Origin of the sequence: Steroidobacter sp. (assembly GCF_036402275.1) — a bacterium.
GTDB lineage: Bacteria > Pseudomonadota > Gammaproteobacteria > Steroidobacterales > Steroidobacteraceae > Steroidobacter.
The window spans coordinates 93,336-117,991 of record NZ_DASWTF010000029.1 but is presented as its reverse complement, the minus strand read 5'-3'; the positions used below and the strand labels follow the sequence as shown (position 1 = coordinate 117,991).

The 24,656-nt window shown below is 61.9% G+C and carries 23 protein-coding genes; 9 read left to right on the top strand and 14 right to left on the bottom strand.

The window, feature by feature from the left end; genetic code table 11:
• The first annotated feature begins 7 nt into the window (after positions 1 to 7).
• From VGD45_RS13970 to VGD45_RS13955, 4 genes are read left to right on the top strand one after another with little or no spacing between them, the layout of a single operon-like run.
• On the top strand, positions 8 to 1,420 hold the full coding sequence (locus tag VGD45_RS13970) for a TolC family protein (protein WP_331155930.1): 1,413 nt from the start codon (positions 8 to 10) through the stop codon (positions 1,418 to 1,420).
• Positions 1,421 to 1,422: 2 nt separating this feature from the next.
• Positions 1,423 to 2,493 (top strand): efflux RND transporter periplasmic adaptor subunit, encoded by a 1,071-nt coding sequence (locus VGD45_RS13965; protein WP_331155929.1) that lies wholly within the window; start codon positions 1,423 to 1,425, stop codon positions 2,491 to 2,493.
• Positions 2,494 to 2,496: 3 nt separating this feature from the next.
• The gene (locus VGD45_RS13960; RefSeq protein ID WP_331155928.1) at positions 2,497 to 5,583 is read left to right on the top strand and encodes an efflux RND transporter permease subunit; all 3,087 of its coding nucleotides are present in this window, start codon (positions 2,497 to 2,499) and stop codon (positions 5,581 to 5,583) included.
• 54 nt (positions 5,584 to 5,637) lie between these two features.
• On the top strand, positions 5,638 to 6,759 hold the full coding sequence (locus tag VGD45_RS13955) for a trans-sulfuration enzyme family protein (protein ID WP_331155927.1): 1,122 nt from the start codon (positions 5,638 to 5,640) through the stop codon (positions 6,757 to 6,759).
• A 27-nt stretch (positions 6,760 to 6,786) separates the two neighbouring features.
• On the opposite strand, the gene VGD45_RS13950 is transcribed toward VGD45_RS13955, so the two are convergent.
• The 6 genes from VGD45_RS13950 to VGD45_RS13925 all read right to left on the bottom strand — a co-directional run bounded on the left by VGD45_RS13950 (position 6,787) and on the right by VGD45_RS13925 (position 10,941).
• Positions 6,787 to 7,185 carry a rhodanese-like domain-containing protein gene (locus VGD45_RS13950; RefSeq protein ID WP_331155926.1) on the bottom strand — a complete coding sequence of 133 codons (399 nt, stop codon included), beginning with the start codon at positions 7,183 to 7,185 and terminating at the stop codon, positions 6,787 to 6,789.
• Complete coding sequence (locus VGD45_RS13945; RefSeq protein ID WP_331155925.1) at positions 7,185 to 7,586, bottom strand: hypothetical protein; 402 nt, start codon at positions 7,584 to 7,586, stop codon at positions 7,185 to 7,187. Before VGD45_RS13945 ends, VGD45_RS13950 begins: the two co-directional genes overlap by 1 nt.
• A gap of 37 nt (positions 7,587 to 7,623) precedes the next feature.
• On the bottom strand, positions 7,624 to 8,697 hold the full coding sequence (locus VGD45_RS13940) for a metallophosphoesterase family protein (protein WP_331155924.1): 1,074 nt from the start codon (positions 8,695 to 8,697) through the stop codon (positions 7,624 to 7,626).
• A gap of 2 nt (positions 8,698 to 8,699) precedes the next feature.
• On the bottom strand, positions 8,700 to 9,932 hold the full coding sequence (locus VGD45_RS13935) for a cytochrome-c peroxidase (protein ID WP_331155923.1): 1,233 nt from the start codon (positions 9,930 to 9,932) through the stop codon (positions 8,700 to 8,702).
• A gap of 73 nt (positions 9,933 to 10,005) precedes the next feature.
• Complete coding sequence (locus VGD45_RS13930; protein ID WP_331155922.1) at positions 10,006 to 10,326, bottom strand: LysR family transcriptional regulator; 321 nt, start codon at positions 10,324 to 10,326, stop codon at positions 10,006 to 10,008.
• A gap of 96 nt (positions 10,327 to 10,422) precedes the next feature.
• Entirely contained in the window at positions 10,423 to 10,941 is a 519-nt protein-coding gene (locus VGD45_RS13925; protein ID WP_331155921.1) for a GNAT family N-acetyltransferase, read from the bottom strand.
• 187 nt (positions 10,942 to 11,128) lie between these two features.
• On the opposite strand from VGD45_RS13925, the gene gcvA reads away from it, so the two are divergent.
• Complete coding sequence (gene gcvA, locus VGD45_RS13920; protein WP_331155920.1) at positions 11,129 to 12,049, top strand: transcriptional regulator GcvA; 921 nt, start codon at positions 11,129 to 11,131, stop codon at positions 12,047 to 12,049.
• Here gcvA and VGD45_RS13915 read toward each other — a convergent pair whose 3' ends face one another.
• A complete protein-coding gene (locus VGD45_RS13915) occupies positions 12,050 to 12,472 on the bottom strand; it encodes a DoxX family protein (RefSeq protein WP_331155919.1) in 423 nt (140 codons plus the stop codon).
• A gap of 48 nt (positions 12,473 to 12,520) precedes the next feature.
• Positions 12,521 to 12,886, bottom strand: a complete 366-nt coding sequence (locus VGD45_RS13910) for a rhodanese-like domain-containing protein (protein WP_331155918.1) — start codon at positions 12,884 to 12,886, stop codon at positions 12,521 to 12,523.
• A 118-nt stretch (positions 12,887 to 13,004) separates the two neighbouring features.
• Here VGD45_RS13910 and VGD45_RS13905 point away from each other — a divergent pair, with 118 nt between their 5' ends.
• Positions 13,005 to 13,928: a LysR family transcriptional regulator gene (locus tag VGD45_RS13905; protein ID WP_331155917.1), complete on the top strand. Its 924-nt coding sequence runs from the start codon at positions 13,005 to 13,007 to the stop codon at positions 13,926 to 13,928.
• A 61-nt stretch (positions 13,929 to 13,989) separates the two neighbouring features.
• Here the strand turns inward: VGD45_RS13905 and VGD45_RS13900 are convergent, their stop codons facing one another.
• The 5 genes from VGD45_RS13900 to VGD45_RS13880 form a co-directional block, all read right to left on the bottom strand.
• The gene (locus tag VGD45_RS13900) at positions 13,990 to 16,944 is read right to left on the bottom strand and encodes a TonB-dependent receptor domain-containing protein (protein ID WP_331155916.1); all 2,955 of its coding nucleotides are present in this window, start codon (positions 16,942 to 16,944) and stop codon (positions 13,990 to 13,992) included.
• Positions 16,945 to 17,271: 327 nt separating this feature from the next.
• The gene (locus tag VGD45_RS13895; RefSeq protein ID WP_331155915.1) at positions 17,272 to 18,639 is read right to left on the bottom strand and encodes a sensor histidine kinase; all 1,368 of its coding nucleotides are present in this window, start codon (positions 18,637 to 18,639) and stop codon (positions 17,272 to 17,274) included.
• A complete protein-coding gene (locus VGD45_RS13890) occupies positions 18,636 to 19,349 on the bottom strand; it encodes a response regulator transcription factor (RefSeq protein ID WP_331155914.1) in 714 nt (237 codons plus the stop codon). The genes VGD45_RS13895 and VGD45_RS13890 overlap by 4 nt, the downstream gene beginning before the upstream one ends.
• A 56-nt stretch (positions 19,350 to 19,405) precedes the next feature.
• Positions 19,406 to 20,218 (bottom strand): uroporphyrinogen-III synthase, encoded by an 813-nt coding sequence (locus tag VGD45_RS13885; RefSeq protein WP_331155913.1) that lies wholly within the window; start codon positions 20,216 to 20,218, stop codon positions 19,406 to 19,408.
• 15 nt (positions 20,219 to 20,233) lie between these two features.
• The gene (locus tag VGD45_RS13880; protein ID WP_331155912.1) at positions 20,234 to 21,127 is read right to left on the bottom strand and encodes a hypothetical protein; all 894 of its coding nucleotides are present in this window, start codon (positions 21,125 to 21,127) and stop codon (positions 20,234 to 20,236) included.
• Here VGD45_RS13880 and VGD45_RS13875 point away from each other — a divergent pair.
• On the top strand, positions 21,126 to 21,527 hold the full coding sequence (locus tag VGD45_RS13875) for an Lrp/AsnC family transcriptional regulator (RefSeq protein WP_331155911.1): 402 nt from the start codon (positions 21,126 to 21,128) through the stop codon (positions 21,525 to 21,527). The two genes, VGD45_RS13880 and VGD45_RS13875, sit on opposite strands and share 2 nt — an antisense overlap.
• Here the strand turns inward: VGD45_RS13875 and VGD45_RS13870 are convergent.
• Positions 21,524 to 21,892, bottom strand: coding sequence for a RidA family protein (locus VGD45_RS13870; RefSeq protein ID WP_331155910.1), 369 nt, complete (start codon positions 21,890 to 21,892; stop codon positions 21,524 to 21,526). The two genes, VGD45_RS13875 and VGD45_RS13870, sit on opposite strands and share 4 nt — an antisense overlap.
• Before the next feature lie 264 nt (positions 21,893 to 22,156).
• Between VGD45_RS13870 and VGD45_RS13865 the strand changes: the two genes are divergently transcribed.
• Positions 22,157 to 22,903, top strand: a complete 747-nt coding sequence (locus VGD45_RS13865; RefSeq protein WP_331155909.1) for a sulfite exporter TauE/SafE family protein — start codon at positions 22,157 to 22,159, stop codon at positions 22,901 to 22,903.
• A gap of 209 nt (positions 22,904 to 23,112) precedes the next feature.
• Positions 23,113 to 24,507 (top strand): sigma-54 dependent transcriptional regulator, encoded by a 1,395-nt coding sequence (locus VGD45_RS13860; protein WP_331155908.1) that lies wholly within the window; start codon positions 23,113 to 23,115, stop codon positions 24,505 to 24,507.
• Positions 24,508 to 24,656: the final 149 nt, after the last annotated feature.

The following is a 24,656-nucleotide window of genomic DNA, read 5'->3' as shown; positions in this document are numbered from 1 at the left end:
GCTGACCATGGGAGCGGCGCGATATCTGGCGACTGTCGGCCTGTGCTTGAGCGCTTGCGCGGCTGGCGCGCAGGCGCCGGTGGCCAACGATTTCGATACGGTCGTATCGGATTACGTGGCCGAGGGCCTGCGCAGCAACCTCGCCCTGCAGAGCGAGACGCTCGAAGTGGAAAAAGCGGCTCAGGCTCTCGCCGAAGCGCGCGCCCGGTTCTTTCCCGAGCTTTCGTTCGAAGCTCGTTACACACGCGCCGACGGCGGCCGCGTCATCGACATTCCCATCGGCAGCGCGCTCAATCCCGTCTACTCGACCTTGAATGAAATGCTCATCGCGCAAGGCCAGCCGGCGCGATTCCCGCAGATCTCGGACGAGTCCATTCCTTTCCTGCGCCGGGAAGAGCAGGACACGCGGCTGTTACTACGTCAGCCTTTGTATGCGCCGGCCATTCCCGCGGCCGTTCGTGCTCAGCGCGCTTTGTTAGATGCGACCAGCTTCAATCGGATGGCGATTGCTCGCGCGCTCCGTCGTGACATCACCGTTGCTTACGTGGATTGGCTGACGGCGCGCAGCTCGGTCGAGATCGTTGCCGCCAGCGAAGCGCTGCTGCAGGAAAATCTGCGCGTCAATGAATCTTTGTTCGATAACGGCAGGATCACCGAGGACCTGGTGCTGCGAGCCAAGGCCGAGCTGCTGGATGTCGAACAGCAAAAGCGCGAGGCGCAGAATCTGGCGACTCAGGCGCAGAGCTTTTTCAACTTCCTGCTCAACCGGCAATTACAGTCGGCCATCGAGCCCACCTCGCCGCCGACCAATGCCGCCGGTGGCGAGGCGGCGCTCGAACAGTTGTGGGACATGGCGCTCGATCGCCGCCCGGAAATCGCCCAAGTCGAACAGCTGCGACGTGCGAGCGAAGAGCAGGTTCGTATTGCCCGCAAGCAAAAATGGCCGATCTTGTCGTTGGGCGTCGATGCCGGCACGCAGGGCGAAGACTATCGTTTCGGCCAGGGTTATAACTTCGGTACTGCCTCGCTGATCTTCACCTGGCGCATCTTCGATGGCGGCGGCGATACTGCTCGCGTTCATCAAGCGCGCGCCACCGAGAAGCAGCTGGTATTGCAACAGGAAGAGATCGCCCAGCAGATCCGGCTCGAAGTGCAGCAGTCGTACGATCGGCTCACGACCGCACGGGACTCACTGGCGACCGCCGCGGCTCGCGCCGATGCTGCTCGCGCCGCCTTCCGTATCGCCAGCCGTAAGCGCGACGAGGGTGTGATCAGCCAGGTCGAATTCATCGACGCGCGCAGTGCTCTCACCAGCGCCGAATTGAACCACAACCTCACTCGTTTCAATGTGCTCGCACGCCGAGCCGAGCTCGAATACGCGACCTCGACGGGAGACATCCCGCTCGATCCAGGAGTTTGATCATGCCGCGCCTGTTCAGCGTTGTATCCCCACTGCTGTTGTCGGTGAGCCTGCTTGCAATCGCGGGCTGCAACAGCACTGCGAAAGATCAGCAGCCGGTGGAGTTGGCCCGCGTTCGCACCGCGGCCGCTGTCACTGGTCCCGCCGCGCCGTCGATTCGTACGAACGGCCTGCTCGCCAACGAAGATGAGATCCGGCTTTCGTTCAAAGTTGGGGGTGTGATTCGGCGCTTGTCGGTCACCGAAGGCGATCAGGTTCGCAAGGGCCAGAAGCTCGCCGAGATCGAGCAGGCGGAAATCGATGCGCAGGTCGAGCAGGCTGCGCAGGCATACGAGAAAACTCGTCGCGATGTCGAACGTGGCGAGCGCCTGTACGCCGACAAGGTCATCAGCCTGGAGCAGTTGCAGGATCTGCGCACTCAACTGGCGGTGAATGAAGCAGCTTTGAACTCCGCGAAATTCAATTGGAGTTATGCGGCTATCGTCGCTCCACACGACGGCACGGTCTTGCGCCGACTCGCCGAAGAGCGCGAGCTGGTTCAAGCCGGCAATCCCATCTTAGTGCTCGGCGCGAAGGACAAAGGTTTTGTAGTGCGCACCGGGCTGGCCGATCGCGAGATCGTGCAAGTGAAGCTGGGTGACGAAGCGGAGGTTCGACTCGACGCCCTGCCCGGAAAGACGCTCACCGGCAAAGTCACGGAAGTGTCGGGCGCGGCGGATGCGGGCAGCGGCATGTTCGGCATCGAAGTCTCGCTCGATCCCACCGATCTGCCGTTGAAGAGCGGCCTGGTCGCGAAACTCACCATCGTTCCCGCCACTGCCAAGGCCGGTCAGCGAATTTACGTTCCAATCGGCGCGATCGTCGAAGGTGACGGCCGCACCGCGCGTGTGTTCGTACTGGATCAGCAACATGCACGGCAACGCGAAGTCGAAGTGGCCTTCATCGAAGGCGAAGCCGTGGCTTTGAACGCCGGCCTGCAGGCGGGCGAGCAAGTCATCACCGACGGCGCTCAGTATCTGGAAGATGGCGAAGAGGTCACTCTCGCCGAGCCCGTCGCCCTCAACCGGGAGTAGCGCATGAGCTTCCTGGAATTTCCCATCAAGCGCTACCAGTTCACGCTGGTCGCGTTCGCCATGCTGGTGGCGCTCGGAATCTCGTCTTACATGAGCATTCCGCGCCAGGAAGACCCGTACTTCCCCATTCCGATTTATCAGATCATCGTTGGTTATCCCGGCGCGGAGCCGCGCGATGTCGAGCGCCTGGTGGTCAAGCCCATCGAGGATCGCATCAGCGAGCTGGACGACATCAAAAAGATCGAGTCGTTCAGCAACGACGGCCTGGCCATGATGCTCACGGAGTTCTACAGCACCGCCGACGCCGAGGAGAAATATGACGAGGTGGTGCGAGAGATCAACGCGCTGCGCCCGTCGCTGCCGGCCGAGATCTCACGTTTGGAGATCAAGAAGAGCAATCCGGGCCTGGTGAACATCGTGCAGTTCGCGCTGGTGTCTGAGGATGCCCCGTATCGCGAGCTAGAAGATCAGGCGCGCGATCTGAAGGACATCCTGAAAGCAGTGGACGGCGTTCGCACGTCCGAGACGTGGGCGTATCCGGCGCGTGAGTTGCGCATCGCTCTCGATCTGCCTCGCATGGCCGAGCTGAAGCTCGCCCCGAGCCGAGTGATCGAAGCTCTGCAAAGCGAGAACACCACGGTGCCCGGCGGCGCCATCGATGTCGGCAGCCGCAGCTTCAGCGTCAAGACATCCGGCAGCTACGAATCATTAGAGGAAGTGCGCGACACCGTCGTCGCCGCTGTCGACGGCCGCACCGTTCGGATCCGCGACGTTGCCGAAGTGAACTGGGATACGCAGGAGCACACGTACATCGGGCGGTTCAACGGCAAGCGCGCCGTGTTCGTCACTGCGAATCAGAAAGACGGCTACAACATTTTCGAGGTCCGCGAGCGCATTCTCGAAGCGGCCAAGAAGTTCGAGCCGCAGCTGCCGAAGCGCATCAAGCTGGAGCTGGGCTTCGATCAGTCCGAAAACGTCGCCACGCGGTTGAACCGGCTGACAACCGACTTTGCGATTGCCATCGGCCTGGTGGCGATCACGCTGCTGCCGCTGGGCCTGCGTGCGGCGAGCATTGTGATGATCTCCATCCCGTTGTCACTCGCGATTGGCGTTTCGACGCTGCACCTGGTGGGCTTTTCGCTGAATCAGATTTCCATCGCGGGCTTCGTCGTGGCGCTGGGCTTGCTCGTGGACGATTCGATCGTGGTGGTCGAGAACATCTCGCGCTTCCTGCGCGAGGGACATTCTCGAATGCAGGCGGCGATTCTCGCGACCCGGCAGATCTTCCTCGCCATCCTGGGCTGCACGGCGACCATCATCTTTGCGTTCTTGCCGCTGATGATGCTGTCCGGTGCGTCGGGTAAGTTCATTCGCGTGCTGCCGACGGCGGTGCTGTCGACTGTGCTCGCTTCGCTGCTGATCGCGCTCACCATCATTCCGTTCCTGGCGAGCCGGATTCTGAGCAAGCACGAGAATCCCGAGGGCAATCGTCTGCTGCAATGGGTGCAGAAGAGCATTCATCGCTTCTACCAGCCCCTGCTGCATCGGGCGCTCGCCAAGCCGAAGCTGACGGTATGGGGCTCGCTGGCGGCGTGCCTGGCGATCATGATCGGTGTCGGCGGGTTGATCGGCTTCAGCTTGTTCCCCAAGGCCGATACGCCGAACTTCATCATCACCGTCGAGACGCCAGACGGGAGCAGCCTGGCCGAGACCGATCGCGCGTTGAAGTTCGTCGAGGCACAGCTGGCGGCGATGCCGGAGGTGTCCAACTATTTCACGAACCTCGGTCGCGGCAACCCCAAGATCTACTACAACGAGTTCGGCAACGAAGGCGCGAGCAACTACGGCGATATCTTCGTCAAGCTCAAAGAGTACGACACGACGGACACGCCCAAGAAGCTCGAAGAGTTGCGGCGCGAGTTGAAGCAGTACCCGAACGCGCAGATCTATGTGAAGGAATTCCAGAACGGTCCACCCATCACCGCGCCGATCGCGATTCGAGTGGTTGGGCCCGAGCTCGATGAGTTGGATCGGCTTGCGACGCGCGTCGAGCAGATCATTAAAGAAACGCCCGGCGCTCGCGACGTGGAGAACCCCGTGCGTATCAAGCGCACGAACCTGCAGTTAAAGATTGATTCGCAGAAGGCGGCGCTGTTCGGGGTGCCGGCCATCGAGTTCGATCGCGCGGTGCGACTTGCGGTCGCTGGTATTCCGGCGAGCCGTTACAAAGAGACCGACGGCGAACAGTACGACATCATAGTTCGCACTCCGATCACGGAGCGAGCTGACATTCATGCGCTCGATCAAGTGCGCGTCACGACGCTGAGCGGCGCTACGTTGCCGTTGAGCCAGCTGGCCCAAGTGGAGTTCGCCACGGCTCCGACGCAGATCGATCGTTACAACCGTTCGCGCGCCGTCACGATCAACGCCGAGGTTCAGAACGGCTACAACACCGATCGCGTGACCACCGAAGTTCTGCGCCGGCTCGATGAGATGCAGTGGCCGCGTGGTTATTCCTATGTTCCGGGCGGCGAGCTCGAAAGCCGTAACGAAAGTTTCGGCGGCCTGCAGGCGGCCACCATCGTCGCGCTGCTCGGCATCGTTGCGGTGCTGGTGCTGGAGTTCGGCAGTTTCAAGAGCACGCTGATCGTGCTCAGCGTGGTGCCGTTTGGTATCGCCGGCGGCATCCTGGCGCTGGGTCTGGCGGGCTACAGCATTTCGTTCACGGCGACCATCGGCTTCATCGCGCTGATCGGCATCGAGACCAAGAATTCCATCTTGCTGGTCGACTTCACCAATCAGTTGCGAGCGGAAGGCATGTCGCTGGATGAGGCCATCGAGCGCGCCGGCGAAATCCGATTCCTGCCCATCCTGCTCACCAGCGCGACCGCCATCGGCGGCCTGCTGCCGCTGGCGTTGCAGAACGCGGGCATGTACTCGCCGCTCGCGTGGGTGATCATCGGTGGATTGATTTCGTCGACGCTGGTCGCTCGTATCGTCACACCGGTGATGTACAAGCTCATTCCGCCGACCATCGAGGTCAAGAAGTCCGAGGTCGAGCCAGCCGCCCTGCCCGCCTTCGGGCAATGACGCTGCCTGCCAGATGACTTTGCAGTAAAGTGCGGCTCCTGCACAGGAGCCGCGATGAAGTTTGAAACGCTGTCCATTCATACCGGACGAGATGTCGAGCGCGCCACGGGCGCGGTAGCCCCGCCGATTCAGATGAGCACGACGTTCGAGCGCGACGTCGATGGCGAATTCTCCCGAGGCTTTTCCTACAGCCGCGCCGACAATCCCGCTCGCCGCCCGTTGGAAGAATGTATCGCCGCGCTCGAAGGCGGCGCCGACGCGACCACCTACAGCTCCGGCTCGGCGGCGTCGATGGCGGTTTTCAGTCTGCTTCGGCCCGGCGATCACGTAGTTGCGCCCATCGCGTCTTATCACGGAACAGCCAAGCAATTGCGCGATGTGCTTGCGCCCATGGGCGTGACGCATACGTTTGTCGATATGACTCGCGTCGATGCCGTTCGCGACGCGCTTCGCGACGACACGCGTTTGGTCTGGATCGAAACACCGTCGAACCCGCTGCTGAGCATCAGCGACATCGAGACCATCGCCGAGCTCGCCCATGGTCGCGGCGCCTTGGTCTGTTGTGACAATACGTTCGCAACGCCGGTCTGGCAGCGGCCGCTGGAGCTCGGCGCCGACCTGGTCATGCATTCGAGCACCAAATATTTCGGCGGCCACAGCGATGTGATGGGCGGCGCCGTCATCACACGCGATCGCGGCGGCCTCTCGGACAAGCTGCGCGACTATCAGCAGACCGCCGGCAGCGTGCCCTCACCTTTCGATTGCTGGCTGATTCGCCGCAGCCTCACCACCCTGTCGTGCCGCGTTCGGGCACAAACTCACAACGCCAGCCGGCTCGCGGGTTTCCTGCAAACTCACAAAAACGTCGAGCGCGTGTTCTATCCAGGCCTCGACACCCACCCCGATCACGCCATCGCTCAACGACAGATGAAAGGCGGCTTCGGCGCCATGCTTTCCTTCTGCGTCCGCGGCGGACGCGACGCCGCCTTTGCCGTCGCTGCCAAAACGCAGCTCTGGATCCGAGCCACCAGCCTCGGCGGCGTCGAATCGCTCATCGAGCACCGCGCCTCAGTGGAAGGCCCGCATACCGTCACGCCGCAGAATCTGCTGCGGCTGTCGGTCGGATTGGAAAGCGAGGATGACCTGATCGCCGACTTGGATCAAGCGTTGACTTGAACGTATCGAGCCGATGAATGGGCCGCGCTACTTCGTCAGCGGCCGCTTCTTCTCTTCCCACGCCTTCATGTCACCGTCCAGGTGCAGCAGGCGGGTGAAGCCGTTCTCGCGCAGGCGGTGGACGCTCTGTTCGGAGCGGATGCCGGTTGCGCAGTAGATGACGATGTCCTTGTCGCCGGCGTCGGCGACTTCGGAGATGCGCGCGGGGAGGTGGGTGTGAGGGATGTTGATGGCGCCGGGCACGTGGCCTTTGGCGAACTCTTCCGGAGAGCGCACGTCGAGGATGACCATCGACGCGTCTTTGGAATCGATGCGCTTCAGTAGTGAAGTTTGATCGATCTTAGGCGTCGCCTCTTCACCAGCCTGCGAGACCGCGGCGAACATCAACGCCGCGGTCGCTAGCAAGGCGCTAGAAAGCAAAGTCATCAATGCTTGCCCGGCTCGAGCTTCACACCGCGACGTTCCCACGCGATGTAAGCCAGCATGGCCGTCATGCGCGGATCGTCAGCGGCCATGGGGTCGCCTTCGAGCGGATTGCGCAGACACCAGTTCACCATTTCCCAAAGATTGGCGACCTTGCCCAGCTGCTTCTGGAACTTGGGATAAGTTTCCGGATGCGTGTTCGCGGCGTTCGGATGGCACTGCGCGCATACGACACCGTTCTTGCCAATCTCGGGACTGGTCCACAGCTTGCGGCCTTCCTTCACCACGCCGTCGAACTGCTCCTGCCAGCGCGCCAGATCTTCCTTGGTGAATTCATCGGCGCTGGCGACACCGGCAGCGCCCATGGACAGCACTACGCAAGCAATGACGGATGCGATTTTCATGTTCATACCTTGGCGTCGTTGGCTATAGCGGTGCATCTCAGAAATGCGTCTGCGGAGGAATGCGGCTGTCAGGATCCTGATAGGTCTTGTCCTTCGGATGCCCCGCCTGCGCATCGAACGCCACGGTACGCGTGGTGTTGTTGTACAGATTGAAGGTCGCGTTGGCGCGGCCGCTGTGCACGTCGATGAACTGCCAGCCGGTCGCGTCACGCTCGAAGAACGGATCGGCGCGATTCATCTGCACCGTGAGCTTCGGCAACAGCTGCTCGGCCTGCGCATAGCTTTGCGGGTACGGCCACGGCCACGCGGTCGCCATTGCCGAAGTGAACGCGATGTTGCCGATCTGGTTGTACTGGATCTGGTGCACGTGCCCGTAGAACACCGTGACCTTGTTGAACGGCGCGAGCAGCGCCTGGATCTGCTCGGCGTCTTCGGTCCAGAAATTCCAGCCCTTGTAGATCTTCTGCAGCGGCGAATGCGAGAACACCACGATCGGGGTGTCCTTTTTCACTTTCGCCAGATCTTTCTTGAGCCACTCGCGCTGCTTCTCGCCGACCATGAACGGCGAGCCGTTCGGATTGTCGAGGCCGGCCATCTCGGCCATGCGCTGCTCGGCGGACGGCCAGCGATTGAAGGTCCAGTCGTCGTAAGTGAGGATGCTGTTCAACACCACGAAGTGCACGCCCTTGTGGTTGAAGCTGTAGTACTGCTTGCCGAACAGCTTCGACCAGTACTCGCCCAGGTCGAGGTAGTAATCGTGCTCGCCCATCACGTGGTAGACCTTGCCGTTGAGCTTGGAAAGGATTTCCGCGCCGTGATCGAGCTCGGCCTTGGTGCCCATCTGCGCCAGATCGCCGCCGTACATGATGAAGTCCGGCTTGGGCGTGAGCAGGTTCGTTTCGGCGACCGCGCGAATCAGGCCGCGATCCCAGTTGCGCACGAACTGCGTGCCCTTGATGTGCTGAATGTGCGAATCCGAGATGTACGCGAACGTGAAGTTCTCGGTCGGCTTCGCGAACGCCAGCTCCACCATGGTCAGCGGCAGCGCGGTCGCGCCGAGACTCACCGTGGAAGTTTTGATGAAACTGCGGCGATCGTATTTGATGTCCATGATTACATCCCCTCTCCGCCGCTGATGGAATTCGAGACTGGGGTCGCCGGGCTGCTCGCCGCGACCGTGGTGGTCTTCACATTGCACGACGCGGGGTTGGCCGACGCTGCCTTTTGCGCGGCGAACTGCGGGCTGGTCAGCGCTTCCATGAACGCCACCAGATCGCTGATCTCGTCGTCGGTCAGATTCAACGGGCGAATGCCGCCGCTCAGGAAGTCATTGACCGGATCGTCCTTCTTGGTGACGCCGCCATTGTTGTAGTGCTCGACCACGTCGCGCAGCGTCTTCAGGCTGCCGTCGTGCATGAACGGCGCGGTCACGGCGACGTTACGCAACGTCGATGTCTTGAACGCGCCGATTTCATCGAGTGTCTCCGTCACGGCGAAGCGACCGAGCTCCGACACCTTCGGGTTCGTGAGCACGGCTTTGTCGACGTCGGTGCCCGCCGCTTTGGCGGTAAGGAATGAAGGCGCGAACTGCGGAATCTCGTTCTGAATGCGATTCACGCCGACGCCGATGTTATGAAAGCGGTTGTCGGTGAACAGCGCGTAGTCCTGTTCGATGGCGTGACACGAGACGCAACGTCCCTTGGTCAGGAACACGTTGAAGCCGCGCTTCACCTGCTCGCTCACGGCCTTCTGATCGCCGCCGTAATACCAGCGATCCCACGGCGAATCGCCCGCGACGATGGTGCGCTCGAAGCTGGCGATGGCCTGCTGCACTTCCTTCATCGTGACCTGCTCGCCTTCCTTGTCGAAGACTTTCTTGAAGCGAGCCACGTAGTCGGGATCGGTGCGCACGATCTTCAACACTGGATCGTGATTCACCAGGCCCATTTCCACCGGATTCACGATGGGATGCTGCGCCTGATCTTCCATGTCCAGCGAACGGCCGTCCCAGAAGAACAGCTTGGAATAGGCCGCGTTGATCACCGTCGGCGAATTCCGCGTGCCGGTGAGTTTGTTGACGCCTTCCGAAGTCGTCAGCGGACTATCGGTGAATCCCTTCTTGGGATCGTGACAAGTCGAGCACGCGACCTCGCCGGTGCTGCTGAAACGCTTGTCGTTGAAGAGCTTGTCGCCGAGCGCGATCTTCTCGGGCGTTTGCGGGTTATCGGGCGGAATCGGTACGGGCGGCAAACCCAATGGCTGCGCCAGCGTGGCGCTCGCCATCAGAAGGCCAGACAAAATACTGGCGCACGTCGCCACGCGCACGGTGTGAATCGGCGGTCCCATGCTGTCTCCCCTGCTGGCGCGGCCCGTGAGATGTGAAGGACGGGACCTAGCCGTGGTCTAAGTTAGACAAAGTCTAATCGATGGGCGAACGCTGGCAATTGATCTCCTCAATAAGAGACTCCTTCAGAGGAGCGACTTGACGAGAACGGCTGACCGCGACGATGCGATCGGCCGCGCGCACGGCGACGCGAGCGAACCGCAACACTTTGCGACCGTCTTCAGTGAGCGCGACATGAGCACGATCGCGTTCGAACAAACGCACGCCGAGATATTCCTCGAGCTTGCGCAGCTGAATGCTGAGTGTCGATTGAGTAACGGAGCACCGCTCGGCCGCGCGCGTGAAGTTCAGACAGTCGGCCAGAGCGAGGAGATAGCGTAAGGCGCGGATGGACATGCGACCCCTCATTGGTCCAATTCGCTCGTCCGAAAATACACCGCGCTCGCGTCAGCCGCTAGCACGGGAATGCGCGACTCGGCGACCGGCGTAAAGTTATTTCCTATCGACCCCATCGGCAGAAGCGATTGCACCGCCGAGTTTTTGCAAAGCCTGGCCGGTCACGCGATAGATGGTCCATTCATTCATCGGCACGGCGCCGAGACTCTTATAGAAGTCGATGGCGCGCTGATTCCAATCGAGCACGGACCATTCCAACCGGCCGCAATTACGTTCCAGGGCGAGGTGCGCCAGGTGACGCAGCAGCTGTTCCCCATAACCCCGGCCGCGAAACTGCTGCCGCACGTACAAGTCTTCGAGGTAGATGCCGGGCTTGGCCAGGAAGGTCGAAAAGTTGTGGAAGAACAGCGCGAAGCCGGCCACTTCACCGCTGGGCTGCAAGCGCGCCATGATGACTTCCGCGCTCGGTTTCGGGCCGAATAGCCCCTCGCGCAATTGCGCCTCGGTGGCAGTCACTTCGTGCAGCAGGCGCTCGAACTCGGCTAGCTCGCGAATCAGCTGCAGGATCATGGGCACGTCGGCCGGCGTGGCCGGCTCAATGTGCAGGTCAGTCATGGCGCTCTCCAAACTCCACTGCCGGTGCTGGGCAGGATGCCCGAATGCAGCGGGCACATGGACGTGCAGGAGCTGCAATCGTACCTTGCATCATTAAGTGAATCGATATATTTTCGGCGCGTACCCAAGTACGAACCTGCCAAATCGGGTTCATGGGTTAAAAGAATCTTGAACGAAGCGGCCGACGATGAGCGCTGAAACCAAACTGCCTCTCAATGCGCTGCGCGCCTTCGAAGCCGTCGCCGCCCATTTGAGTTTCACCGGCGCGGCCCAGTCCCTGAACGTGACCACGGCCGCGGTCAGCTCGCACATCAAAGCGCTCGAAGAGTTTCTGGAAACGCCGCTCTTCGTCCGCCACAGCCGCTCGGTCCGCCTGACGCCACAGGGTGCGCGCTTGTTGCCCGGCGTGCAACGAGGCATGAGCGAACTGACGCGCGCGGTGGATCAACTGCGGCTCGATCGCAGCAGCGGTTTGCTCAATATCAGCCTGCTTGGCTCGTTCCTGCAGAAGTGGCTGTTGCCGCGGCTCGGCGATTTCTACCAGAAGCATCCGGAAGTGGACCTGCGCTTCAGCGCGAGTCGCGAGCTGGTGGATTTCATGCAGACCGACTTCCACGCCGCCGTTCGCTACGGCTCGGGCAGTTGGCCGCAAATACAGGCGGAGAAGATGCTCGACGACTGGGTGTTTCCTGTCGCGAGCCCCACGCTGTTCGCCAAGCTCGGCCCGATCAGCACCCTGGCCGATCTGAATAAGTATCCGCTGCTGCACAGTGCGAGCGAGCCATGGATCGATTGGCTGCGCCGGGTCGGCGGCGACACCACTCGCGTCGAGCGCGGCCCGATTCTCGATGATTCGGCTTCAGTGCTGGCCGCGGCCGAACAAGGCCACGGCCTGGCACTGGCGCGATGGTCGCTGGTGGCCGGCGATCTCGCCTCGGGACGACTGGTTCGACCGTCGAGCCAGAGCGTTCGCCAACACAACTCCTATTATTTCGTCGCCCCGGCGCACAACTTCGAAGTGCCCAAAGTCATTCGCTTCCGTAATTGGCTGCGCGAAGTGTGCAACGAGTTCCCGCCGCCCGAAGGCGAGCGGCTGGAACCCCAATAGTTACGCGAGCGTCGGCTGCCGGGAGCCGAGCGAGCTGCTGGCCCGCACCGGCTCGGCCTGCAACGCCACGACCACGCTGATGACGATCAGGTACAGCGGATATTCCCAGCCGCCGTTGGCATTGCTGAACACCCAGCCGTTGCCGATGTGCACCCACAAAGCGCCCAGCAACACCGGAATCAAGCCGAGCGCCACCCAGCGCGTGCGGTAGTTGATCAACAGGAGCACACCGCCGACCGTCTCTAGCGCGAACACCACATAAGCGAGCGGGCCCGGCAAGCCGATCGACGCAAAGAACTGTGCGGTGCCTGCGAGCGTGAACGTAAAGAACTTCAGGATCAGGCCGTGCGCGATGAACATGACGCCGAGCGAAATGCGCAATAAAGCGCTACCGGCTTGCTGGGGACTATTGAATATCGACATGACAGCACCTCTTGAATGCGATTAGGGGAACGCCAACGGATGGCGCGCTCAGTCGCGCTCCACCGGAAAATCCTGCTCCAGCCAGGCTTCGAAGCCGCCTTCCATTTCGACGACGGGAATGCCGGCGGACGCCAGTTCCACGGCCGCCGCCGCAGCGAGCTGGCATGTCTGTCTATAGCTATAAAGGACGGCCGTGCGATCTTTCCGCACGCCGGCGAGCGTGTGCCACTTGCCCTGCGGCAAGTTGATGGCGCCGGGGATGTGGCCCGCCTGATAATCGGCGGGCAGCCGGACATCGACGATGGTGATGGGCTCGTTACGGTCGATCTGACCTCTCAGCTCATGGGGACCGGTGAGAAAGGCCAGCTTCTGGGCGAAAAAGTCGCGTGCCTGGCGGGTATCCTGAGCAGACATAGCAGCACCTTTGCGAGAGTCAGGCGACGCCCGACCGGAATGGGTGCTACGTTAGTCATGCGCCCGCGCCCGATCATCGGCCCTGGCGGCATGGGATTTATTCCGCGAATCGACCCAAATGCAGAACCTCACCGACATCGCCGTCTTCGTCAAAGTAGTCGAGCTGTCCAGCTTCACGGCCGCCGCCGAGGCGCTGGAAATGTCACAGCCCGTAGTCAGCAAGGCAGTCACCCGGCTGGAAGAGAAGCTCGGCGCGCGCCTGTTGAATCGAACCACGCGCCGACTCAGTCTCACTGAAGCAGGCTCGGAGCTCTATCGCCGCACCGGCAGCGCACTTCGTGAGATCGAGAACGCGGAGCTGGAGGTCGCGCGCTTTCAAACAGAACCGCGCGGCACGTTGCGCGTATCGGCGCCGATGTCCTTCAGCATCCTGCAGCTCGGCCCGGCGATACAAACATTCATGGAGCGCTATCCGGGCGTGACCGTCGAGTTGAACATGGATGACCGGCAGGTCGATCTGGTCGAGGAAGGCTTCGATGTCGCGATCCGGATCGGTCGGTTGCGCGACTCGAATCTCATCGCTCGAAAGATCGCGCCGACGCGGACAGTCATCTGCGCATCGCCTGCGTATCTGGCGAAGCATGGCACTCCAGAGCGGCCGGAAGATCTGCTCGAGCACAACTGCATTCTTTATTCATTGCTGAGCACGCCGCGTGAATGGCGCCTCATCGACAGCGAGGGCCAGGAGCACGTGGTTCCTGTGAACGGGAACCTGCATTCGAACAACGGTCTGGTCAATCGCGCGGCCGCCGTTGCGGGCGGCGGCATCATCCAGCTGCCGACGTTTTATCTTGGCGACCAGCTGCGCTCGGGCGAGCTGAAGCCATTGCTCTGTAAGTTCCGTCCGCCCGAGATCGCCGTGCATGCGGTGTATCCGGAGCGGCGCAATCTGATGCCGAAGGTGCGAGCGTTCGTCGATTTTGTCGCGAGCACGTTCGGGCCCGAGCCGCCCTGGGAAAAAGGCTGGACGCTGGAGGATTGAGCAAACAAAAACGCCGCTCCATCGAGCGGCGTTTCTGTTCGGGCGGGAGCCGAGCTCGGCGTCAGAACTGCTTGGTCAGCGCCATCTTGAAGTATCGGCCGAGCGGATTGCCGATGAACGGGTCGTAGCTCAGCTCGACACGCACGAACGGCGGATCGCGGTCGGTCAGGTTGAACACCGAAGCGCTCACCGTGGTTTCGCCCGGCAACTTCAGCAGATACACCAGATCGTGCGTGGTGAACGAGCCCACTTCCCGGAAACCATCGGGCACGCTGGGACGCACATCGGTCACGCCATCGATGAAGCGGGTGGTCCAGCGCACGCTGTGATTTCCCGTGTTGAAATCGACGTACGCCGAGCCTCGCAGCTCGGGAATCGACGTATTACCGCCGAGTCCCCCGCGAGTGCCGGCGTAGTCGTCTTTCTCCTGAATCAGGATGCCTTCCACGAACAAGGCTTCACGCTCGTACTCCAGTGTGTACGACGCGTCCGTGCCGACCAGCAACTCGCCACCAAACAAGCCGTCGAACTGATACGACAGGCTGGCGTCGAGGCCGGAAATGTTTTCTTCCGGTCCGTTCACCACGTTCACGCGGGTGCGGATCAGGCTGTCGAAGCCGCAGCCAGCCTCGGTGAACTGAAAGCGCGCCTGCAATCCGTCGTAGGCCGGGTCGTTACAGAAATTCAGCCGCGCGTTGGACGTACCGAAGAATGCTGCCACGAGATCCGTTCCGCCCTCGGAGACGATCGGATTCTTGAATTTGAAGCTCCAGTAATCCAGCGAGCCCTTGAATCCGCCGGCGGCCACGATGGCGCCGAGGTTGTAGGTGTCGGCTTCCTCGGGTTTCAGGTCGGGATTGCCATAGTTGTCGTAAGGCTTGTAGCCACCGCTCGCGGACGTGAACGACAGCGTGGTGGAGAAACCGTCGAGCAACTGTGTCTGCTGCGGACCACGGAACGTGCTGCCCGCCGATCCGCGCAGAGCGAGCCACTCCAGCGCCTGCCACCGCAACGATAGCTTCGGGTTCGTGGTGGAACCGACCTTGCCGCCGTAATCCTCGTAACGAAGCGCGACCTGCGCCTGCAACGATTCGAGCAGCGGCAGGTTCACTTCGCCGAACACACCGAACACGTCACGACTCAGATCCTGATTACGCAGCGGACCGAAGAACGTGAACAAGCCGGATTGCGTGTTGCAACTACGATTGCCGCTGACCAGCGTATCGACGCAGGGATTCTGATCGATGTCGGTGAAGAAATTGACGTCGCGCTCGAAGCCTTCCTCGCGATACTGACCGCCCGCGGCCCAACCGACGGCGCCGCCCGGCAGCGACCACGGCAATTCGCCGTTGAACACCACGTCGGCGGCCAGCGTCGAGCCCTTGTCCTTCCAGCCGTTGTTTTCATACAGCCAGTCGACCAGCGCCGGATCGTTGAGCAGCGCCGGATTGTTCGGATCGAAAGTCACATTGTTGACCGCGCCGGTGGACGGATTGTTCGCCGAGGCGCTGGAGAACGGGTTCAGCCACATGCAACCGCCGGTGCCCGGCTCGGAAGAGGGATCGCAGTCGGGTCCGCCCAGGCCGTTCAGCGCGGCCTGCAGGCGATACGCGAGGATGTCGGGAGTGTTGACCTCGCGAGTGTTCTCGCTGTACGTGAGAGCCACATCCCAACCGATGTCCGCGCCGAGCTCGCCGTCCAGGCTCGCCGACAGACGATAGCCGTCGAACAAACGCTCGTCCTTCTTGCCTTCGCCGGTGAGCGGATGACCGCCGTTACCGAACGGACGCCACAACAAGCCGCTCGCGCGCACGCCGTTCGTTGCCGCATTGTTTCGCACCGTCTCGTTCGTGATGAACGGCAGCATGGCCAGCAGTCCCGGATTGTCCGGCGACACCGCGTAATACGGCGGTGACAGGCTGCCGCCAGCGCCGACCCTCGGACCTTGCGTCGGCCCGTAAGAAGGCGAAGAGTTTTCTTCGGGCACATCGTGCACGGCGTACAGCGCTTCGAGGTGCAGTCCCGTCGACTCGCCGATATCCATGTTGAATTCGCTGTACAGCTGATAATGCTCTTCGCGCTCGACCAGATTGTCGAAAGTGATGTACTGATAGTTACAGTTGATGGCGCCAGACGGAATGCCGCCGAGCGATGCGCAACCTGGATCGCGGAACCCGCCAGAAACCGCCTCACCGACGCCAGTGTAGGGTTGGAAGGCGCCCGGGTTACCCCACTGCGCGAAGCCGCCTTGCGGATTCTGGGCCAACGTGCGCACTGCCCAGTCGCGTTCGGTCGTCTTCAACTCCGAGCGATGCCGATAGCCGCCCGCGACCATGATGTTCCACGTGTCGGCTTTGTGGCCCCACACCGCATTCGCGCTGTAGTCGCCGTCCGTGTCGTCGATGTAGCTGTAGGAACCATCCAGCGACAGCCCTTCGACATTCGTCTTGGTGATGAAGTTGACGACGCCGGCAACCGCATCGGAACCGTAAGTCGCCGCCGCGCCGTCCTTGAGCACTTCGATGCGACCGATCGCGGCCATGGGCAGCAAGTTCGTATCCACGCCGCTGCCAGTCGGAGAAGCCGCGAGTCGCCGGCCATTCATCAACACCAACGTGCGCACCGCGCCGATACCGCGCAGATTGATGTTGCCCATGCCGGTGGATTGCGCCGAACCGAATTGATTGGACTCGCCGAGCACGCCCTGCACGGCTGGAATCGATTTCACCAGGTCCACCATCGAGGGCGAGCCCTGCATCTGCAGGTCTTCAGCGGTGAAAACATCGACGGGCAGCGCCGCGTCCTCGGCCGTGCCTTCGATATAAGAGCCGGTCACGACCACGACCTCCAGCTCTTCGACCGCCGCGGAAGATTGCTGAGCCGTGGCAGCGAAGCTGCTGAGCAGAAGCGATCCCGCGAGCACGTTGCGTACGCTCGCGCGCAGCTTGTTTTCGAAGGCAACAGCACTACGCGGCGTGCGGACACACCGTACCCACGGACTGCGACTCGGAATCATATCGTCCCCCACTAGAAGCTGCGGCTGTGGCCCGCCGCGTCGGCGAACACCGGCTCGAAGTGTTCTTTCATCAGGCGTTCGCAGGATCCAAGCGACGCGCTCGTTGCGTCGGCTCGTGGTCGCCGCGAACTTTTTTCAGGTGTCTTCCATGGCCGTTGTTTTCGACCACGATGTGTGAAGCACTCGGGGTGTTGTACGTGACAGTGTCAGCGAGGGTCAACGCGCTTAATAAATCATTGCAAAGCTGCGCACGTTTTTATCGAGTCTGACACTGGACACGCTATGTGGTTCTGTACTTCAGAACGAGTCGCAGCGGATCTCGCGATATCACGCGTGAAATAGAGGCAAGCTCACTGTGAAGCGCGCGCCGCCGGTGGGCGCATCGCTGATGTTGACTACGCCACCGTGTGCTTCGACGAGACTACGCACGACTGCGAGCCCCAAGCCCGCGCCGCCCGTGCGACGATTGCGTGACGTTTCCAAACGAACGAAGGGCTCGAGCATCGCGTCCCGCTGCTCGGGCGGAATGCCCGGGCCTTCGTCATCGACGGTGAGGCAGACGGACTTGTCTGTTGCATCCACCTGCACGTGCGCGGCCTTTCCGTACTGCAGAGCGTTGTCGATCAAGTTGGCCACGACTCGACGCAAGGCCAGGCGATCGCCGAGCACGACCGCTTCTTCATGCCTGGCGGCGGAGCGCAGATGAACGTGCGCCTGCTCGGCTGAACGATCGTCCACTTCCGCTCGCACGACTTGTCCGAACTCCACCAGTTCCTCCACCAGCTCGCCCGCGCCCGCGCGACTGGCGAGCAACGCGTCGTCGAGCAGATGGATCATGTCATCGATATCCGCAATCGCGCGCTCGCGATCCAAACCCTCGGGAATGTGATCGACGCGCAGACGCAGGCGTGTTGCAAACGTTCTTACGTCGTGTGAAATGCCACCGAGCATCGCCATGCGGGCGCGGAGCAACTGTGCGAGCCGGGATTGCAAACGATTAAACGCGCCGATCAGCTGCCGGATTTCGGGAGCGGCCGAGCGCGTTTCGGGCAGCTGGGTGGGCAGGCCGGAGAAATCGATTTGATCGACTCTGGCGGCGAGCCGCGCCAGCGGCCGCGTCTGTCGATGCATGATGATGAGCGCGATCAGGCCGGTCAGTGTGCCGACCAGTCCGGCGATGAAGCCGATGGGCATGCCGTACACGTTGGTGGTCGGCCGGTGATAACCCTGGATGATCAGCGTCTCTCCGGTGCTCAATCGAACCCGCAGCTCGAGATCGGTCGGCGACAGATAAGAGAACTGCGGTGGACGTTTATCATGGCCGCCTTGGGCGTCGAACGTCAGGCTGAAAGGACGGCCGCCAATTTCGCCCAACGCCTTTTGCAACAACCGGGCGCGCAGCTCGAAAGGACGCGCCTCCGGTGTCTGCAGCAGCGGCAACGCGCTCACCAGCTTGACGCTGAATTTTTGCGAGCTCACGGCGCGAATGATGAGCGATCGCTCGTTGCTGTCCTTCGCCTGCTCGAGCAATTGCACGATGGCCGCGATCTGTCGCGGCAACGGCAGCGGCCGGGATTCGCCATCTTCTCTTCCGGTGGCGATATAAAAGATGGCAGTCGAGCCGATCCAGGCAACGATCAGACTCAGCACCACGATGAGGCCGAGCCGAGACGCGAACGTCAGTCGGGTGATCACGAGACTTGCCCGACGTGCGCGGTGAACAGATAGCCGCCGTTGCGGACTGTCGTGATCAACTTCGCCGAAGGACTGGCCGCGTCGAGCTTGCGCCTCAACCGAGAGATCTGCATATCGACGGTGCGATCGAAGGGATCGGCCATGCGACCACGGGTCCAGCTGAGAATCTGTTCCCGCGTCAGCACCCGGCGAGGATGCTGAACGAAGCATGCGAGCAGATCGAATTCGGCGGCCGTGAGCGCAACCGGCGTTTTGCTTTGATCGACGAGCTCGCGTGCGTCGAGATCGATCACGAAGGCGCCAAACGAGAAGCGCCGTTCTCGTGCGACGGCCGGCGTCGACCCGCCTCTACGCAACAAAGCGCGCACTCGCGCCAGCAACTCTCGCGGGCCGAACGGTTTGACCAGGTAATCGTCGGCGCCCATTTCCAGGCCGACGACCCGGTCGACTTCGTCGCTCTTCGCTGTGAGCATCAGAATGGGCAAGTTGCTCTGCGCGCGCAGACGGCGGCAAATGGATAAACCATCCTCGCCGGGCAGCATCAGATCGAGCACGATGAGATCGGGCCGACGCCGCGCCAGCGCGTCGTCCATGCCACGGGCATCCTCGGCGGCTTCGACGTCGAAGCCTTCACGACGCATGAGGTCGGCGACCAGCTGCCGGATGACGGGATCGTCTTCGACGATGAGCAGATTGGCGTTGGCTCGCATCCCGCCCTTTTACGGCAGGCGAGCGATGAATCTCAAGCGGATGTTTGTTCCGCTGTTCAGTCGCGCGTACCGATGGCCTGCTCGATGGCGCTGGTCAGCGGCTTCATGAAGAAGGAGTCCTCGGGCATCAAGCGCACGGGAATTTCGTGCCGCTTGAGCGCGTCGGCGACCACCGGGCCGATCGCCGCGACTTCAGTCTTTTCGAATGCGGCCTTCACCAACTCGAGCGGCCCCACCGTGAACAAGCGCTCAACTTGCGGTGTGCTGGTGAAGGCGATGATGTCCACCTGACCCGCGGCCATTCGCTGCATGAGATCCGTGACCGCGTCGTCCGCGACTTTGTCGGCGTAAACATAGGGAGCGACGGTCAGCACCTGTGCGCCGGCCGCTTGCAGGAACTCGATCAAAGGACGGTTGGGTTCGGTGCCGTACAACTGCACGCCCACTTTGCGCCCCTGCAGATTCTCGGTTCGCAACGAGTCGATCACTCCCTGAGTGGTCGGCGACTCCGCCGCAACATCGGGCTTCAAGCCAAGCTCTCGCAACGCTCGCGCCGGCTTGGGGCCGCGCGTGATTTTTCTGATCGCGCCGAGTCGTTGCACGAAGGGCTCGCGCAACGCTGGCTCGTTCTTATCGATGCAGCTGAGCAGTCGGCGCAATCCTTCGCCGGTCAACAGGACCAAGTCATCGCACGACCCTGCATTAAAAGCGTGCAGCCATTCGAGGATGGGGCGCGGATCCGGCGCGTCCAGAATCGCCACGAGCGGACAGCGCAAAACCGTCGCTCCGCGACGTTCCAGCATCGAGGAGAAGACGTCCAGTTCCCGGGTCTCGGGGACAGCGATGGTGCGACCGGTGAGTGTAGCCATTCCTCCTGAATACCATCATCGGCATCGCGGAGGCCAGACCTTGTCGGCATCGGAAGCGAGGTCCACCAGGAAAAGCTCACCGGAGCGCTCGCCATCACGCTGCGCGAACAGCAGGCGGTCCCCGTTCGGGGACAGCAAAGGTCCGACCTGAAAATGCTCCGCCAGCGCGGGAATCTGACCGACTTCCACCCAACGACCGTCGCGCCGTTTGTACTGATACAGATGCGAACGCTCGGCTCGCTGCGCCACTACCACCATAGTGCTGCCGTCCCGTGACACTTCCGCTTCGTACTCGAAGGCCGGGGTGTTCACTGGCGGACCGAGGTTGTCCACCTGCCATTCGCCGCCAGCGGTGGGCGTGGCTATGTAAATGTCACCCTGGCCGTGACCGCCGTCGCGCGCGGATCCGAAATAGAGACGTCCCTGTAAATCCTGGCGCGGCAACAACTCGGACGCTGGAGAATTCACGGGTTCGGGGAGGCGCCGCGGCTCGCTCCACGCGCCGCCTGGTTTGCGATCTACATACCAGATGTCGAAGTTCTCGTGCTTCGGATCCTGCCGGGAGGAGATGTAGTACAGGCGCTTGCCATCGTGCGTGACGAACGGATCCGCCTCGATCACCGGTAGTGACTGTGCGAACGATGGCGCTTCTGGCGGAGTCCATGCCCCGGCCTCGCATCGGGACACCATGACGCGGTAGTTGCTGAAGTCGGCGTCCGCGCTCAAGAAGTACATCTCGCGACCGTCGGGGGTAAAGGTCGGCGACGATTCGTAACCCGAGGAGGCGATCGCGGCGGGCGTCCAGCGACGCGGCTCGCTCGCCTGTTGCGCCGATGCGCCGTTGATCACGAAAATGCTGACGGTTGCCACCGGCAGGCAACGGAGAGCGATGATGGATGCGATTGACATGCAGATAGTTTCGCTGGTGCGAACGAATGCGCGGATGCCGCTAAAGACCATTGCGGGCAAGGTGAAGCTCGCGCGCAGCACCGTTCGCGAGCGGTTGGTGAAGCTGGAAGAATCCGGTGTCATCCTCGGCTACCACGCGCGCGTGGCCGATGCCGATCGGCTGTCCGCCCTGCTGTTACTGAAGCTGGCAAAGACACCTGCGCCTCGCACTGTTGCCGCCATCACTGCCTTGCCCGAAGTTTGTCGTTGCTATTCGTTGAGTGGCGATATCGATCTCGCGGTCGAGATCGAGGCGCGCGCCACGTCGCAGCTGAATGCGACGCGCGATCGGATCGCGACCCTCCCGGATGTGATCGACGTTACCACTTCGCTGATCCTGAAACGCGATAAAGATAGCTAAGCGGCCGCGACCGCCTCGATCTCGAGCAGCCACTCTTCGTCGTAGATACCGGTGATGACGATGGTCAGCGCCGGCGTGTGCGAACCCAGCACTTCCTTTCGAACGGCCGCATTCGCCGCGCGGTACTGTCGATCGGACAGGAACACCGTCACTTTGACGAGGTCGGCTAATGTCATTCCCGCGGCGACCAGCTGTGTTTCGACATTGCGCCAGGCGAGGCGGCACTGATCATCGAAGCGCGCCGGCACCTTGCCGTCAGCATCGGCGGGTACCTGGCCGCTGATGAACAGCAGCCGCGAGGGCCGCTCAATCAAGCAGGCCTGCGCGTAAGAATGGCCGTTGGAATTGATCGCTTTATTCGGCATCGCCGCTGTCACCATCGATGCAGGAAAAACCGCGCCGGCCACAATGCTCGTGCAGACTTGTCGTCGTTGCATTGGCTGCGCGGCGCTCTTTGTTTATCCAGGACCTCAGTGTGCCCCGACACAGCCGATTGCACTCCGGCCAATTGCCGGCGGCGGCGCCATTATGGCGGCAACTCATGCGATAGCGCTCTTTCGCATTTGCCGACGCCAGCCTTTGCGAGAATCACATTGTGAGACCGCGCGCGGCGGCGAGACACTCACTCAATGACGCTTCTCACGTCTGCCACGGCATACGTCGCATTCATCTTTTTGCTGGCTGGCGCCGTGAAGGGCGTGGTCGGACTGGGATTGCCGACGGTGGCGATGGGCCTGCTGAGTTTGGTGATGCCTCCGGCCGAGGCTGCAGCGATTCTGTTGCTGCCTTCGTTCATTACCAATGTGTGGCAGCTCGCGGAGGGCCCTCGCCTCGGCAATCTGGTACGCCGTCTATGGCCGACGCTGCTCGCCATCTTCATCAGCACCGTCCTCGCCTCTGGCGTCATCGCGTCGACCAAGTCGACGGTGGCGAGTGTCGCGCTCGGCGGCGCGTTGTTGCTCTATGCCGCGGCCGGGCTGTGCAATTTCCATATCAATGTGTCGCCAACATCGGAAAGATGGGCTGGCCCGCTGGTCGGCGCCATCACTGGATTCATCACGGGCGCGTCCGGCACATTCGTGATACCCGCGGTTCCTTACCTTGCAGGCCTGGGGCTGCCGCGGGATGAGCTGGTTCAGGCGCTCGGGGTGTCGTTTACCGTGTCCACTGTGGCATTGGCGCTCGGTCTGCTGTGGCATGACGCGTTGGAAATGAATTTCGTTTCCAATTCCGTGGCGGCCGTCGTTCCGGCCTTATTAGGAATGTTTCTCGGCGGCCAGATTCGCCGGCGGGTCTCGCCGGAGCGATTCCGTCGCTGGTTCTTTATCGGCCTGAGCGCCCTGGCCGTGCATCTCATCCTGTCCGCCATGCCATGATGCTGTAATGCGAAAATCACGCTTAAGTGGTCGCCGCACTTGCAGGTGTTTAATACGAGGAGTGTCATACGCACCATAATCAAAAACCGGCGGCGTAGCGGATCTCACAAAGACATTCCGTAGAGCTGATCATGTATGCGCTTCCGCTTTCGGTGGCGCAAAACAGGGGAACGGCACAGGGAGGAGCGCACACCGACGTTGAGGCAACGATGGTCGCCCGAAAGGTGGCTAGCCTGTTTGCCTGCAAGGAGGATGCGGCGCTCTCACGTATCTTGCTCGACGCCGGCTGGCAGAGCGAGATGCATGAGTCCGGGTTTGGCGATTGCCGTGCCGGCATCGCCTGCCTGAGCACGGCCGATGGCACGTGGCTCGACAGGATACAAATCAGCATCGCCTCGCACCGGCGTATTCCCTGGATCGCCATCGTCGGCCCCGGACTGATCGAACGCGACCCGGTTCGGGAATTCATCGTCAGCCACTGCATCGATTATCAAACCAAGCCCGTCGACCATCATCGCCTGCTCACGGCCTTGGGTCATGCCGTCGGCATGGCGACGCTGCTGGCGCCGGACCGTGGTTCGATCGACGGCGCCGCCCCCGAGTCGATGCTCATCGGTCATTCGCGAGCCATGCAGTCCTTGCGTCGCGATCTCGTCAAGATCGCCGCGGTCGATGCGCCGGCCTTGATCACCGGTGAGACAGGCACCGGCAAGGAACTGGTGGGGCGCACGATTCATATACTGTCGCCTCGTCACGTCAATCCGTTCATCGCGATCAACTGCGCCGCTTTGCCGCCATCGCTCATTCATGCCGAGTTGTTCGGCTTCGAAAAGGGCGCTTTCACCGGTGCGCATCGGCGCCAGGAAGGTCACTTCGAGGCCGCGCAGGGCGGCACGATCTTTCTGGACGAGGTCGGCGATCTGCATGCCGATCTCCAAGCGCTTCTGCTGCGCTTCCTCGAGCAGCGGACCATACGACGCGTCGGTGGTCGGGAAGAGATTCAGATCGACGCGCGAGTGCTCGCCGCGACCAATGTCGATCTCGAATCCGCAGTGAGAGAGGGGAAGTTCCGGGAGGATCTTTACTACCGACTGAACGTTCTCCGTATCAACACTCCGCCACTGCGCGAGCATGGCGAGGACATCGGCGCCTTGGCTGCTGCTTTTCTCACCCGATACCAGTATGAGAGCCCGATGGCGCGGGGCTTCTCCAGAGCCGCCCTGCATGCATTGCAAGCTCACCGATGGCCCGGCAATGTGCGCGAGCTGGTGAGCTGCATCCGACGCGCGATCGTGATGTGCGATGGGCCGCTGATAACGCCCAGAGATTTATGTTTGGCCGAGGCGCCGCGGGAGCAGCCGATGCTGAGCCTCGACGCCGCAAGACTGCAGGCGGAAAAGAACACTGTACTCGCGGCGCTGCAGAGAACAGGCGGCAACGCGCGCCAATCCGCCGAGCTGATTGGCGTGTCGCGTGCGACGTTTTATCGCCTGCTCTGCCGGCACGGGCTCGCCGCCGAAAATTCCGATTCCATCAAGCTGCCCGCGGCGCTGATCGCAGAGCTCCTCGACGCGCCTCATGACTCGACCGGCAGCCTGCATTGATCTTTGTGTCTCGCCGCTGAGACGCGCCCCCAGCCGCCAGCTTCAAGCAAACAGGCCATCGCCCATCGAGTATTGAGCGGCCGTGTCTCAGAGCTGAGACGCGCGCCCCGCCCCGGTCACATCACGAAATCCAGTTTTCTTTTCGCTTC